Source organism: Ramlibacter sp., from assembly GCF_013697775.1.
Lineage (GTDB): Bacteria > Pseudomonadota > Gammaproteobacteria > Burkholderiales > Burkholderiaceae_C > Ramlibacter.
This window is the reverse complement of sequence record NZ_JACCWG010000275.1, coordinates 1-13,640: the sequence shown is the minus strand read 5'-3', so window position 1 is coordinate 13,640 and position 13,640 is coordinate 1. Positions and strand designations below refer to the sequence as shown.

The following is a 13,640-nucleotide window of genomic DNA, read 5'->3' as shown; positions in this document are numbered from 1 at the left end:
CGCGCGGCCTCCCCGCCGAGCGGCTGGCGCTGCTGGCGCCGCCGGCCTCGCCGCACGCCTACACGCGCTACTTCGCGCAGATGTTCGGCCTGCGCGAAGCCACCCGCGCCGCCATGCAGCAGCGCGTGGAAGCGCGCGAGGGCGTGCTGATGGCGCAGTTCGAGCCGGCAGCCGTTGGCTCGGGCGTGCGCATGCCGACGCTGCTGGTGCACGACCGTGAGGACCGCATCAACCGCTTCGCCGACGCACAGGCCTATGCCGAGGCCATCGCCGGCGCGCGCCTGGTCGCCACCCAGGGACTGGGCCACCGCAAGATCCTGAAGGATGCGCAGGTGCTCGACGAGGTGGCGCGCTTCGCCGCCTGAACTTGCACCGGCCTGCCGTTGCGCCTAGCATCGCTGCGATTCACAAGGAGCGAGCGATGGGAATGTTCGATTGGACGGAGAAGTCCGCGGAAGTCTTGCGGCAAGGCGGCGTGATCGCGCCCGACGAGCGGCTGCCGTGGCCGCAGACCGCGGCCATGGGCGTGCAGCACGTCATCGCCATGTTCGGCGCCACGGTGCTGGCGCCGATCCTGATGGGGTTCGATCCCAACATCGCCATCCTCATGAGCGGCATCGGCACGCTCATCTTCTTCCTCATCACCGGCGGCAAGGTGCCCAGCTACCTGGGATCGAGCTTCGCCTTCATCGGCGTGGTGATCGCCGCCACCGCGTACGCCGGCAAGGGGCCGAATGCGAACCTCGCGGTGGCGCTGGGCGGCATCATCGCCTGCGGCGTGGTGTACGCGGCCATCGGCGCCATCGTGCAGGCGGTGGGCACCGGCTGGGTGGAGCGCCTGATGCCGCCGGTGGTCACCGGCGCGGTGGTGGCCGTGATCGGCCTGAACCTGGCCGGCATCCCGATCAAGAACATGGCCGCCGGCAACTTCGACAGCTGGATGCAGGCCGTCACCTTCGTGTGCGTCGGCCTGGTGGCGGTGCTGGCGCGCGGCATGGTGCAGCGCCTGCTGATCCTGGTCGGCCTGATCATCGCCAGCATCATCTACGCCTTGCTCACCAACGGCATGGGCCTGGGCAAGCCGATCGATGCGTCGGGCATCGCGAACGCCGCCTGGTTCGGCGCGCCGGCCTTCACCGCGCCGGTGTTCAGCGGCCCGGCCATGCTGCTGATCGTGCCGGTGGCGATCATCCTGGTGGCCGAGAACCTGGGCCACATCAAGGCGGTGACGGCGATGACCGGCCGCAACCTGGACCAATACATCGGCCGCGCCTTCATCGGCGACGGTGTGGCCACCGCGATCAGCGGCGCGGCCGGTGGCACCGGCGTGACCACGTACGCCGAGAACATCGGCGTGATGGCCGCCACCAAGATCTATTCGACGGCGGCGTTCGTGGTGGCCGGCGTGTTCGCCATCGTGCTGGGCTTCTCGCCGAAGTTCGGCGCGGTAATCCAGGCGATCCCGCTGCCGGTGATGGGCGGCGTGAGCATCGTGGTGTTCGGCCTCATCGCCGTTGCGGGCGCCAAGATCTGGGTCGACAACCGGGTGGACTTTTCGCAGAACAAGAACCTGATCGTCGCCGCCATCACGCTGGTGCTGGGCACCGGCGACTTCACGCTGAAGTTCGGCGGCTTCGCGCTGGGCGGCATCGGCACCGCGACATTCGGCGCGATCATCCTGTATGCGCTCCTGAACCGCGGCGGCACCACAGCGGACCGGACGGTCGCGGCCGGCGACGCGCCGGTGGCGCGCTGAGGGGAAGGCGAGCCATGCGCATCTGGACCCGTCCGATCTCGGTGGAGATCCTCACCGAAGGCAACCGCGACACGGCCGCGGCCTGGCTCGGCCTCGAGTTCGTGGAAGTCGGCGACGACTTCATCCGCGCCCGCGTCGCCGTGGACAAGCGCACGCGCCAGCCTTATGGCCTGCTGCACGGCGGCGTGAGCGTGCTGCTGGCCGAAACCCTGGGCTCCTGCGGCGCGGCCTATGCGTGCCCGCCGGACCACCGGGCGGTAGGGCTCGACATCAACGCCAACCATCTGCGCGGCACGACGGCGGGATGGGTCACCGGCATCACGCGGCCGGTGCACATCGGCCGGACCACGCAGGTGTGGCAGATCGACATGACGGATGACCAGGGACGGCCGACCTGCGTGTCGCGGATCACGATGGCGGTCCTGGCGCCGAAGGGCGGCGGCGCGGCCTAACCTAGGTTGCGTCGGCGGCGGCGCTGCCGGCGTCGCGCGCGAGCCGCTCGCTCTTCCAATACACGTCGTCGCCGCCGTTCACGCGGTTCAGCACGCGCGCCAGCACGAACATCAGGTCCGACAAGCGATTGAGGTACTGGCGCGGTTCATCGCGCAGCGTCTCCGCCTTTCCCAGGCCCACCAGTGCGCGTTCGGCACGGCGCGCCACGGTGCGGCACACATGCGATTGCGAAGCAGCGCGGTTGCCCGCCGGCAGGATGAATTCCTGCAGGCGCGGCAGCTGCGCGTTGTAGCGCTCCAGCGCATCGTCCAGCGCGGCGACGGCATCGGCCTTCAGCAATTCAAAGCCGGGGATCGAGAGCTCGCCGCCCAGGTTGAACAGCTGGTGCTGGATCTCCACCAGCAGCACGCTCACATCAGGCGGCATCTCTTCGCACAACAGCAGACCGATGTGCGAATTCAGCTCGTCCACCTCGCCCATGGCGTGCACGCGCAGGCTGTCCTTGCCCACGCGGGTGTTGTCGCCCAGGCCGGTGGTGCCGTCGTCGCCGGTGCGGGTGGCGATTTGCGTGAGGCGCTTGCCCATCTGATTGCTCCCAAAGCTGTTGCGTTTGCTGCGCCGCATTGTCCGTCATCGGGCTCCTACAGCGATTGCCGTGCTTGGCGGGTGGGCATGCCGGCGTGCGACGGCCAGGATGCAGAGAGCAAGGAGTCCATCATGCTGCTTCCCCGTCTTCGTTCCGGCCGCCTCATCGGTTCGGCCTGCGCATTGCTGCTTGCCGTTGGCGGCTCGGCCGCACTGGCGCAAACCGCTGGTGGGCGTTCCATCGGCGCCGCCACGCCGGCGGCCGGCAATGCCGCGGCGGCAACGGCCAACGCGCTGCCCAGCCCGGGCGGCCTGTCCTCACCTCTCATCAGTCCGGGCGGCTTGACGAGCCAGCCGCCAGCGGGCCTGTCGGCGGTGCCTTCGGGCTCTTCCGGCGCCGGAAGGCCGCTGCCGACCAACGCGACGGCCGGCGGCGGCCTCGTCAACGGCGGTGGCGGCTTCGCACCGGCCACGAACGTGCTCGGCGGCTCCGGTGGCCCTGGCAATGGCGGCTACAGCAATCCGGTGTTCCCGGCCCATGGGCCGTATGCCACCGTCGACGTGGCGCGCTCGTTCCTGGGCGCCGACGTTGACCACAACGGCGAACTCACGCGCTCGGAGGCACAGCGGCTACTCATCCATCCCTTCAGCTTCGAGGAGATGGACCGCAACGGCAATGGCGTGGTGACGCGCTGGGAGTATGAAGATGCATTGCGCTGACCCACTGCGCCGCATGGCGCCCGATCTGCTCTGCGTGGCCGCAGCTGCGCTGCTGCTCACGGGCGCCCCTGTCCACGCTCAGCAGCAGAGCACGCCTGCCGTTCCGCTGGTTGCCGTGCCCACAGCGACGGGCGGCACCTCGGTGGCGCCCGCGCCAGCGAACCGCTGGACGCCCCAGCAGCTGCAGCAGGCCTTCAGCGCCGCCGATGCCGACGGCAACGGCCAGCTGTCGCGCGCTGAAGCCCAGCGGCTGGTGCTCCTGCCGCGCAGCTTCGAAGACATGGACACCAACAAGGACGGCGTGCTCACGCCGGACGAATACCAGGGCGGCGCGCGGCAGTAGGCCGTTCTTGCGGTGCGGGTTTTCGGGGAGTGTTTTCCGGTGCGGACTTACACTGGGTGAATCCCCTGGAGACAAGATGAACGCACCCACCGCCTTCACCCACCTGGTGCCCGAAGTGTTGCAGCGCGCGGTTCCACCCGCGCTGATCGACGCCCTGAAGGCGCGCTTCGCGGACCGCTGTTCCACCGCCATGGCCGTGCGCGAGCAGCACGGGCGCGACGAGTCTTCGTTCGACGTGCCGCCGCCGGCGGCCGTGGTGTTCGCCGAAAGCACGGCGGACGTGGCCGACGCGGTGGCGCTCGCCAGCGCGCACAGCGTGCCAATCATCCCGTTCGGCGTCGGCTCCTCGCTCGAAGGGCACCTGCTGGCGGTGCAGGGCGGCATCAGCGTCGACGTGAGCCGCATGAACAAGGTGCTTGCGGTGAACGCCGAGGACCTCACCGTCACCGTGCAGGCGGGCGTCACGCGCAAGCAGCTCAATGACGCGGTCAAGAGCACAGGGCTGTTCTTCCCGATCGATCCGGGCGCCGACGCCAGCATCGGCGGCATGTCGGCCACGCGCGCGTCGGGAACGAACGCGGTGCGCTACGGCACCATGCGCGAGAACGTGCTGGCGCTCGAAGTGGTGACGGCCAGCGGCGAGGTCATCCGCACCGGCACGCGCGCCAAGAAATCGTCGGCCGGCTACGACCTCACGCGCCTGTTCGTCGGCAGCGAAGGCACGCTGGGCGTCATCACCGAAATCACGGTGCGCCTCTACCCGTTCCCCGAGGCGATCTCGGCGGCAACCAGCTCGTTCCCGAGCATCGAGGCCGCCGTGCTGACCACCATCGAGATGATCCAGCTGGGCGTGCCGATCGCGCGGGTGGAGCTGATCGACGTCAACACGGTGCGCATGGTCAACAAGCACAGCAAGCTGTCGCTGCGCGAAGAACCCATGCTGCTGATGGAATTCCACGGCTCGCCCAACTCGGTGAAGGAGCAGGCCGAAACCGTGCAGGAACTGGCCAAGGAGCACGGCGGGCAGGATTTCGAATGGGCCTCCACGCCGGAGGAGCGCACGCGCCTGTGGACGGCGCGGCACAACGCCTTGTTCGCGGCGCTGCAGTCCAGGCCCGGCTGCCGCGCGATCTCCACCGACACCTGCGTGCCGATCTCGCGCCTGGCCGATTGCCTGCTGGAGTCGGTGCAGGAAGCCGACGACAGCGGCCTGCCCTATTTCCTGGTGGGCCACGTGGGCGACGGCAACTTCCACTTCGGCTACCTGCTCGACCCCAACGATCCGAAGGAGCGCGACGTCGCCGAGACGCTGAACCACAAGCTGGTGGCGCGCGCCCTGAGCCTGGGCGGCACCTGCACCGGCGAGCACGGCGTGGGCCTGCACAAGATGGGCTTCCTGGTCGACGAGGCCGGCGCCGGCGCGGTGGAGATGATGCGCACCATCAAGCGCGCGCTCGACCCGAAGAACATCATGAACCCGGGGAAGATCTTCTCGATGTGAGAAGGCTGGGCATCAACGAAAACGCCGGGTGGATGCCCGGTGTTTCGTTGATGCCCAGGCCCATGCCCTGCAGCGACTGCTGCATGCTGAGCCAGAGTTGTCACCCCCGCAGGCGATCGATCAGGCCGTTGAGCGCGTCGAGCGAGCCGAACTGGATCGCCACTTCGCCCAGTTCCTCCACGCGGCCGTTGCGTTTCACCCGCTTCTTGACGCGCACTTCGACCTCGGCGGTGAGCAGGTCCGACAGCTCTTCTTCCACCCGGCGCAGGTCGCGCGACTTCTCCTTCTTCGCCTTGGGCGAGGCAGTCAGGCTGAACTCGGCGGCCAGCTTTTTCACCAGGCTTTCGGCTTCGCGCACCGACAGCTTCCTGGCGGCGATCTGGTTGGCGGCGGTGATCTGCGCTGCGCGGTCCAGCGCCAGCAGCGCGCGCGCGTGGCCCATGTCCATGTCGCCGGCCATCAGCATGGTCTGCACCGGTTCGGCCAGGTTGAGCAGGCGCAGCAGGTTGCTGGCGGCGCTGCGCGAGCGGCCGACGGCCTGCGCCGCCTGCTCGTGCGTGAGGCCGAAGTCCTTGATCAGACGCTGCAGGCCTTGCGCTTCCTCCAGCGGGTTCAGGTCCTCGCGCTGGATGTTCTCGATCAGCGCCATCGCTGCGGCGGCTTCGTCCGGCACGTCGCGCACCAGCACCGGCACACTGTCCAGGCCGGCCAGCTTCGCGGCGCGGTAGCGGCGTTCGCCGGCGATGATCTCGTACTTGCCGATGTGCGTGCCGCCCGTGAGGCGGCGCACCAGGATCGGCTGCATGATGCCCTGCGCCTTGATCGATTCGGCGAGCTCGTAGAGCGCCCCCTCGTCCATGCGTGTGCGCGGCTGGTACTGGCCCGGCACCATATCGTCCAGCAGCAGCGAAGCGGGCAGGCCCGGGTTGGCGGCGGGCGCGTCGGCGGCGCCCTCCTCCACCTTGGGGCCGAGCAGGGCCTCCAGGCCGCGGCCCAGGCCCTTGGGTTTCTTGGTGGCCATTCAGTCCTTCATCAAGTCTTGCAGCAGCACGTGGCCCTCGGGCCAGCTGGCCAGCCCGGAGTCGGCGTTGATGTGGCCGGCCATGCCGTAGTCCATGAACTGCGCGCCCCAGGCATGGGCGAACAGGCGCGCGCGCTCGAACTCGCAGAATGGGTCGTTGCGGCTGCCCACCACCACCGTGCGGAACGGCAGCGCGCTCAATTCCACCGGCGACCAGGTGGCCAGCGGCTCGCGCAGGTGCGGCTGCTCGGGGTCGCCGGGCGCGACCAGCAGCGCCGCCTTCACCCGGTGTGGGTTGCGCGTGTGCGCGGCCCAGGCGGCGGTGAGCATGCAGCCCAGGCTGTGAGCCACCAGCACGGCCGGCTCGTCGCGGGTGAGCAGCACCTCTTCCAGCTTGGCGATCCAGTCGGCGCGCGGAGGCGTCATCCACTCCTGCTGCTCGACGCGCACGTAGCCGTGCCGCTGCTCCCACAAACTTTGCCAGTGCAAGGGCCCGCTGCTTTGCCAGCCGGGCAGGATCAAGACGTTGGAAGACTTCATTGCTATCTTTTCTGTAGCGCACACGCGCTCAGCGCATGTCGGAAATGCGATCCACCATTTCCTTGGCGAATTCGACGAAGGCCTGGCTGCCGCGCGCGGCGGGGTCGAACACCACGCCGGGCAGGCCGTAGCTGGGCGCCTCGGCCAGCCGCACGTTGCGCGGGATGACGGTGTTGAACACCTTCTCGCCGAAGTGCGCCTTGAGCTGCTCGCTGACCTGCTGCTGCAGGGTGATGCGCGGATCGAACATCACCCGCAGCAGGCCGATGATCTGCAGGTCCTTGTTCAGGTTGGCGTGCACCTGCTTGATGGTGTTGACCAGGTCCGACAGCCCTTCCAGCGCGAAGTACTCGCACTGCATCGGCACGATCACGCCGTGGGCGGCGCACAGGCCGTTCAAGGTCAGCAGCGACAGCGACGGCGGGCAATCCACCAGCACGAAATCGTACTCGGCGTCGACGGCGGCAATGGCCTGCTTCAGCCGCTTCTCGCGCCGCTCGACATCCACCAGCTCGACTTCCGCGCCCGCCAGTTCGCGGTTCGCACCCAGCACGTCGTAGCCGCATTTCTCGCTGCGCACCCGCGCCTCGGCGATGCCGGCGGATTCCAGCAGCACGTCGTAGATCGTGTATTCCAGCTTGCGCTTGTCCACACCCGAACCCATGGTGGCATTGCCCTGCGGATCCAGGTCGATCATGAGCACGCGCTGGCCGACCTTGGCCAGGCCGGCGGCCAGGTTCACGGTCGTCGTGGTCTTGCCCACGCCGCCCTTCTGGTTGGCGATGCAGAAGATGCGGGCCATCAAGCTTGGCCCATCAGGCGTGGCCGGTGAACAGCACGGCGCGTCGGCGGGTCAGGCTCACTTGCTGATCGCCAGCTTGAGGCCGAAGCCGATCAGGAAGGTGCCGGCGATCTTGTTCAGCGTGGAGGTGATGGCGGGGTTTGCGCGCAACTTGGCCGCCAGGAAATGGGTCAACAGCACGGCCACCAAGCCATAGGCGAAGGTCAGCGTGGCAATGGTCAGCGCCATGGCGCCGAACGTCGCCATGCCTTGGTGCCTGGTCGAATCGACGAACAACGGGAAGAAGGCCATGTAGAACACGATGGCCTTGGGGTTCAGCAGCGTGATCAGTCCGGCTTGGCGGAAATAGTGGTGGGGCTCGATGTTCAGCACAGGCGCATCGCTGGGCTTGGCGCGCAGCATCTTGAAGCCCAGCCATGCGAGGTAGGCAGCGCCGAGCCACTGGACGGCGTGGAACGCGGCCGGGTAGTTCAGCAGCAGCGCCGCGACACCAGCGACAGCCGCCCACATCAGCACTTGGTCTCCGGCAATGAGGCCCAGGGTCGCGGCCAAGCCGCCGCGGATGCCACCCTTGCTGGTGGAGGTGATCAACGCCAGGTTTCCAGGACCGGGAATGGCGAGAAAAATCAGGATGGCGGCGACAAAGGCGCCGTAATCTGCGATGCCGAACATGGGAACCTCGGGGGATGTGAACGGCGAGTGTACCGTCAGCTCACTGGCGCTCAGCAGCCGTTTTGCGCATCCAGACGATGCAGCGCTCGGCATCCAGGCTTGGAACTTGAAGCTGTTCCACGTGAAACACATCCACGGTTGCCGGCAAGGTGGCAATCTCCGCATCCGGGCGCTTGCCTTTCATGGCGAGCCAGATGCCGCCTTCCGCCAGGGCACTGCTCGTGAGCACCACGAAGTCGGCGAGCGAAGCGAAGGCGCGGGAGCACACCACGTCGTACGGAGCAGTCAACGTTTCCACCCGCGCGTGCCGGCCCTGTAGGTTGGGCAGGCGCAACTGGGCGGCGGCATTCTGGATGAAGGCCACTTTCTTGGCGACGGCGTCCACGCATTCGACCTTCAGCTCCGGGCAGCAGACCGCCAGCACGACGCCGGGCAGCCCGGCACCGGAACCAACGTCCAGCAGACGAGCGCCCTGCTCCGTCGGCGCCTGGCGTTGAAGCGGCAGGACGATGCTGAGACTGTCCAGCAGATGCTGCGTGACCATCTCGCGCGGATCGCGAACGGCGGTGAGGTTATAAACCTTGTTCCAGTGCTGGATAAGATCCAGGTAATCGAGGAGCTGGGCGATTTGTATGCCGCTCAGCGCAAGGCCCAGCTGTTCAATGCCATTGCGCAGCAGCGGCTCCAGCGCGGCAGGCCCAGCTTCCAAGCTCATGCTGCTTTCCGCTGCCCCGCTTCGGCGAAGCCGCTGACCCGGCTTTTCTTGAGGTGCACGAGCAGCAGCGAGATGGCCGCCGGCGTCACACCCGAAATCCGCGATGCCAAGCCCAACGTTTCAGGCCGGTGCTTGTTCAGGTTCTGGCGAACTTCAATGCTGAGCGCCCCGACCTGCGTGTAGTCCAGATCGGGCGGCAGCCGCAGGTTTTCGTAATGGGCAGCGCGTTCCACCTCGCCCTTTTGGCGCTCGATGTAGCCCGAGTATTTGGCTGCGACTTCGATTTGCTCGACCACCGCTGGGTACAGATCCCCCAAAGATTCCTTATCCAGTTCAGCCGCCGCATAACGGCCACCTTCCAAACTCATCAGGTTTTGGTACGACACGCTCGGTCGCCGGAGCAGATCGCCCAGGCTGTATTCATGCTCCAGCGCCTTGCCCAGCACGCGCTCGGCCTCCGCATCCGACACGACGCGCGGGTTGATCCACGTCGCCTTGAGCCGCTGTGTTTCACGTGAAACAGCATCACGCTTGCGGCTGAATGCTTCCCAGCGGGCGTCGTCCACCAGCCCCAGTTGGCGGCCAGCCTCGGTGAGCCGCATGTCCGCGTTGTCTTCCCGCAGCTGCAGCCGGAACTCCGCCCGGCTGGTGAACATGCGGTACGGCTCGGTTACGCCCTTGGAAATGAGATCGTCCACAAGCACGCCGAGGTACGCCTCATCGCGGCGCGGCAGCCAGGCATCCTTGCCCTGGCACAGCAGCGCGGCGTTGATGCCGGCGAACAGCCCCTGGGCGGCAGCCTCCTCATAGCCGGTGGTCCCGTTGATCTGCCCCGCGAAGAACAGGCCCTGGATCGACCGTGTTTCGAAGCTCGTCTTCAGAGCGCGCGGATCGAAGTAGTCGTACTCGATAGCGTAGCCCGGCCGCACGATGTGCGCGTTCTCCAGCCCGGGCAGGCTGCGCACCAGTGCGTACTGGATGTCGAACGGCAGGCTGGTGGAAATCCCGTTCGGGTAGATCTCGTGCGTGTCCAGGCCTTCCGGCTCCAGGAACACCTGGTGGCTGTCCTTGTCCGCAAAGCGGTTGATCTTGTCTTCCACGCTGGGGCAATAGCGCGGGCCGACGCCTTCGATCTGGCCGGTGAACATCGGGCTGCGGTCCAAGCCGGAGCGGATGATGTCGTGGGTGCGCGCATTGGTGTGGGTGATCCAGCACGGCACCTGGCGCGGATGCATGGCGGCGCGGCCCATGAAGCTGAACACCGGCACCGGATCCAGGTCGCCGGGCTGCTCCTCGCAGCGCGAGAAGTCGATGCTGCGCCCGTCGATGCGCGGCGGCGTGCCGGTCTTCAGCCGCCCCTGCGGCAGCTGCAATTCCTTCAGCCGCGCCGACAAGGTGGCGGCCGGCGGATCGCCCGCGCGCCCGGCCGCGTAGTTGCGCATGCCCACGTGGATCTTGCCGTCCAGGAACGTGCCGGCCGTCAGCATCACCGCCCTGCCCCGGAACCGGATGCCGACCTGGGTCACGGCGCCGACCACGCGCTCGCCCTCCACCATCAGGTCGTCCACCGCCTGCTGGAACAAGGTAAGGTTCGGCTGGTTCTCCAGCCGGGCGCGGATCGCCGCCTTGTAGAGCACCCGGTCGGCCTGGGCACGGGTGGCGCGCACGGCCGGCCCCTTGCTGCCGTTGAGGATGCGGAACTGGATGCCGGCTTCGTCCGTGGCCAGCGCCATGGCGCCGCCGAGCGCATCGACCTCCTTGACCAGGTGGCCCTTGCCGATGCCGCCGATCGACGGGTTGCAACTCATCTGCCCCAGCGTTTCGATGTTGTGGGTGAGCAGCAGCGTGCGGCAGCCCATGCGGGCCGCTGCGAGTGCCGCCTCGGTGCCGGCATGGCCACCACCGACGACGATGACGTCGAATTCCTCTGGATACAGCATGGGGGTGCGCGCGGCAGGGACGTGCGCTGGCGTCCGGAAGCGCGATGTGCGAAAAGGCCGATTTTAACGGCGCCAGCCGATCTTCGGCAGCCGGCCGGCCTTTGCGGCGATGGCAGCTCTACAACTGACGGACAATCGCCCGGTGTCCTCGCCGCTGCCCGCAGCTCCCCTCATCGACCGCTTTCTCGGCACTGCCTTGCGCGGCGAAGCGCCCGAGTGGCCGTGGGAGTCCGAGGCCGCCACCACTGCAGCCGTCATGGCGCGCATCGACCTGCACGGCGTGGCGGTGCTGCTGCACGAAAACGGCAACCCGCGGTCCTGGCCGGACGCCATCCGCACGGCGCTGCGCGCGCGCGGGCTGGCGCAGGGCATGTGGGAGCTGCGCCACCAGCAACTGCTGGGCGACCTCCTTGCCACCCTGCGCCAGGCCGGCATCGCGCCGGTGCTGCTGAAGGGCACCGCCCTGGCCTATTCGCTCTACCGCAGCCCGATCCAGCGCACGCGCGCCGACACCGACCTTCTGATCGCCGAACAGGACCGCGCGCGCTGCGACCAGGTGCTGCGCTCCGCCGGGTTCCAGCGCGCAACCGGGGTCAGCGGCGAGCATGTGAGCTACCAGGCCACCTACACCCGAAGCATCTCCGGCCAGACCCATGCGCTGGATCTGCACTGGCGCATCAGCAATTCGCAAGTGCTGGCCGGCCTCTTCAACTATGACGAGCTGCGCGCGGCTGCCGAGCCCCTGCCGCGCCTGAGCCCCGACGCGCTCGCCATCGACCGCGTCTCGGCGCTGCTGCACGCGTGCTTTCACCGCAGCGTCCACCTGCGCCATCCCTACCATGTGGACGGCACCGCCCACCACGAACCCAACCGCCTGGTCTGGCTGAAGGACATCGACCTGCTGGTGCGCAGCTTCACCACGGATGAATGGCACCTGGCCGGCCAGACGGCACGCGACAAAGGGCTGGGCGCGGTCTGCCTGGACGGGCTCGGCCAGACGCGCGTGCAATTGCACACGCCGCTGCGCGCCGACACTGCGCCGGTGTTCGCCCCCAGGGGGGTCGAGGCACCGCAGCGTTACCTGAGCGCCCCGCCGCTGCAGCAGCAATGGATGGACTTCCAGGCGCTGGGCACGCGGCAGCGCAAGCTGCGTTTCCTGCGCGAGCTGTTCTTTCCACCCGCCGAGTACATGCGAGCAAGCAGTCACTCAGGGCGTGGCCCTCTGGCTTGGCTGTATCTGCGCCGCGCTACCAGGGGACTGGTCAAAGCCTTGGCGCAGCGCCCAGGGCGCTGACAGGCGTTCGCAACGACTCCAATGTCCTACTCCCGGGTGGCCCAACACAGCTCCATGCTGTTCGATGCGAAGCGCAACGCGCTGTATGCGCGCGCCATCCGCGAGCTGGTCACGCCCGATTCCGTGGTGCTGGACCTGGGCGCCGGCATGGGCCTGCACGGCCTGCTGGCCGCCGCCGCGGGCGCGCGGCACGTCTACCTGGTCGAGCCCGAGCCGGTGCTCCATGCAGCCGCCGAAGTCGCCCGCGCCAACGGGCTGGCCGGCCGCATCACCCTCCTGCAGGACCGCATCGAGGACGTGCGGCTGCCGCAGCCGGTGGACCTGATCGTGTCGGTCTTCACCGGCAACCTGCTGTTCAGCGAAGACCTGCTGCCCTCGCTGTTCCATGCACGCGACCACTGGCTCAAGCCCGGCGGCCGGCTGCTGCCCGACCGCGCCGAGCTGCATCTGGCGCCACTGCATGCGCCCGAGCTGCATGCCGAGCACGTGGCGCGCTGGTCCGAGCCGGTGATGGACCTCGACTACGGCAGCGCCCGGCGCTTTGCCGCCAACGAACTCCTGTGGCTGCCGCGCAACGAATTGACCGGTACCCAACAGCTGGCCGAGGGCGTGGTGCTGGCCGACGTCGATCTCGCCAGCGCCAGCCATGCCGACTGCAAGGGCGCTGCCGCCTGCCGCATCGTACAGCCGGGTTTGTGCCACGGGCTGCTGGCATGGATCCGCATCCGGCTGCTGGACGACTGGCTCAGCACCGATCCTGCCACCGACGTGCACTGGCGACCCGTGCTGATGCCGCTGGACCCTCCGCTGCCGCTGGAGCAGGGCGAGGACCTGCACATCGCGCTGGAGCGCCCTGCCTGGGGCGACTGGACCTGGTCGGCACGCGCGCGCGCCGGGAGCCGCCGGCATTCCACCTTTCTCTCCAGCTCGGAGACCCTGGCCGACCTGCGCCGGCTGGCGCCTTCCAGCCGGCCGGGCCTGGGCCAGGAAGGCGAGCAGAGCCTGCGCATCCTGCAGGGGCTGCAGCAGGGCCTGAGCAACCGCGAAATCGCCGACGCACTGGCAGCCGACGGCACCGATGCCGCCCAGGCGCTGGTGCGCGTGCAGGCCGTGGCGCGCAAGTACGGCAGGCGGGGATGAGCTGCATTGCCGGCGTGCTGCGGCGCGACGGTGCGCCGTGCGACCCGCGCTGGGTGGCGGCGATGCTCGCGCGCATGCACGGGCGCGCGCCGGACGGCGACGAGGTGGTGTGCGACGGCCCGCTGGCGCTGGGCCACGCCTGGCTGCGGGTGGACGGC

General features: G+C 68.4%; 14 protein-coding genes and 1 pseudogene. 8 read left to right on the top strand and 7 right to left on the bottom strand.

Translation table 11 applies throughout. The annotated features are described in order from the left end of the window. The 3 genes and pseudogenes from H0U68_RS13745 to H0U68_RS13735 all read left to right on the top strand — a co-directional run. Window positions 1-365 (top strand): annotated as a pseudogene (locus H0U68_RS13745) (alpha/beta hydrolase); the annotation flags it as partial. A gap of 56 nt (window positions 366-421) precedes the next feature. Further along, complete coding sequence (locus H0U68_RS13740; protein WP_296356490.1) at window positions 422-1,756, top strand: solute carrier family 23 protein; 1,335 nt, start codon at window positions 422-424, stop codon at window positions 1,754-1,756. A gap of 14 nt (window positions 1,757-1,770) precedes the next feature. Then, window positions 1,771-2,208 (top strand): hotdog fold thioesterase, encoded by a 438-nt coding sequence (locus tag H0U68_RS13735; RefSeq protein WP_296356488.1) that lies wholly within the window; start codon window positions 1,771-1,773, stop codon window positions 2,206-2,208. 1 nt (window position 2,209) lies between these two features. On the opposite strand, the gene H0U68_RS13730 is transcribed toward H0U68_RS13735, so the two are convergent. After that, entirely contained in the window at window positions 2,210-2,794 is a 585-nt protein-coding gene (locus H0U68_RS13730; RefSeq protein WP_296356486.1) for a cob(I)yrinic acid a,c-diamide adenosyltransferase, read from the bottom strand. Window positions 2,795-2,881: 87 nt separating this feature from the next. Between H0U68_RS13730 and H0U68_RS13725 the strand changes: the two genes are divergently transcribed. From H0U68_RS13725 to H0U68_RS13715, 3 genes are all read left to right on the top strand, one after another. After that, a complete protein-coding gene (locus tag H0U68_RS13725) occupies window positions 2,882-3,514 on the top strand; it encodes an EF-hand domain-containing protein (protein WP_296356484.1) in 633 nt (210 codons plus the stop codon). A 13-nt stretch (window positions 3,515-3,527) separates the two neighbouring features. Continuing rightward, window positions 3,528-3,857 (top strand): EF-hand domain-containing protein, encoded by a 330-nt coding sequence (locus H0U68_RS13720; RefSeq protein WP_296356483.1) that lies wholly within the window; start codon window positions 3,528-3,530, stop codon window positions 3,855-3,857. 76 nt (window positions 3,858-3,933) lie between these two features. Next, on the top strand, window positions 3,934-5,358 hold the full coding sequence (locus H0U68_RS13715; RefSeq protein WP_296356481.1) for an FAD-linked oxidase C-terminal domain-containing protein: 1,425 nt from the start codon (window positions 3,934-3,936) through the stop codon (window positions 5,356-5,358). Between the two features lie 100 nt (window positions 5,359-5,458). Here H0U68_RS13715 and H0U68_RS13710 read toward each other — a convergent pair whose 3' ends face one another. The 6 genes from H0U68_RS13710 to mnmG are packed head-to-tail and all read right to left on the bottom strand — an operon-like array spanning window position 5,459 to window position 11,048. Next, entirely contained in the window at window positions 5,459-6,379 is a 921-nt protein-coding gene (locus H0U68_RS13710) for a ParB/RepB/Spo0J family partition protein (RefSeq protein ID WP_296356479.1), read from the bottom strand. After that, window positions 6,380-6,919 carry an alpha/beta hydrolase gene (locus H0U68_RS13705; protein ID WP_296356477.1) on the bottom strand — a complete coding sequence of 180 codons (540 nt, stop codon included), beginning with the start codon at window positions 6,917-6,919 and terminating at the stop codon, window positions 6,380-6,382. Between the two features lie 28 nt (window positions 6,920-6,947). Next, complete coding sequence (locus tag H0U68_RS13700; RefSeq protein ID WP_296356475.1) at window positions 6,948-7,721, bottom strand: AAA family ATPase; 774 nt, start codon at window positions 7,719-7,721, stop codon at window positions 6,948-6,950. A gap of 57 nt (window positions 7,722-7,778) precedes the next feature. Then, window positions 7,779-8,393 (bottom strand): LysE family translocator, encoded by a 615-nt coding sequence (locus tag H0U68_RS13695; protein ID WP_296356473.1) that lies wholly within the window; start codon window positions 8,391-8,393, stop codon window positions 7,779-7,781. 40 nt (window positions 8,394-8,433) lie between these two features. Further along, entirely contained in the window at window positions 8,434-9,108 is a 675-nt protein-coding gene (rsmG, locus tag H0U68_RS13690) for a 16S rRNA (guanine(527)-N(7))-methyltransferase RsmG (protein WP_296356471.1), read from the bottom strand. After that, entirely contained in the window at window positions 9,105-11,048 is a 1,944-nt protein-coding gene (gene mnmG, locus H0U68_RS13685) for a tRNA uridine-5-carboxymethylaminomethyl(34) synthesis enzyme MnmG (RefSeq protein WP_296356469.1), read from the bottom strand. The genes rsmG and mnmG overlap by 4 nt, the downstream gene beginning before the upstream one ends. A 142-nt stretch (window positions 11,049-11,190) precedes the next feature. Here mnmG and H0U68_RS13680 point away from each other — a divergent pair, with 142 nt between their 5' ends. After that, window positions 11,191-12,342 carry a nucleotidyltransferase family protein gene (locus H0U68_RS13680; RefSeq protein ID WP_296356467.1) on the top strand — a complete coding sequence of 384 codons (1,152 nt, stop codon included), beginning with the start codon at window positions 11,191-11,193 and terminating at the stop codon, window positions 12,340-12,342. 54 nt (window positions 12,343-12,396) lie between these two features. Continuing rightward, a complete protein-coding gene (locus H0U68_RS13675) occupies window positions 12,397-13,482 on the top strand; it encodes a class I SAM-dependent methyltransferase (protein ID WP_296356465.1) in 1,086 nt (361 codons plus the stop codon). Window positions 13,483-13,640 lie beyond the last annotated feature (158 nt).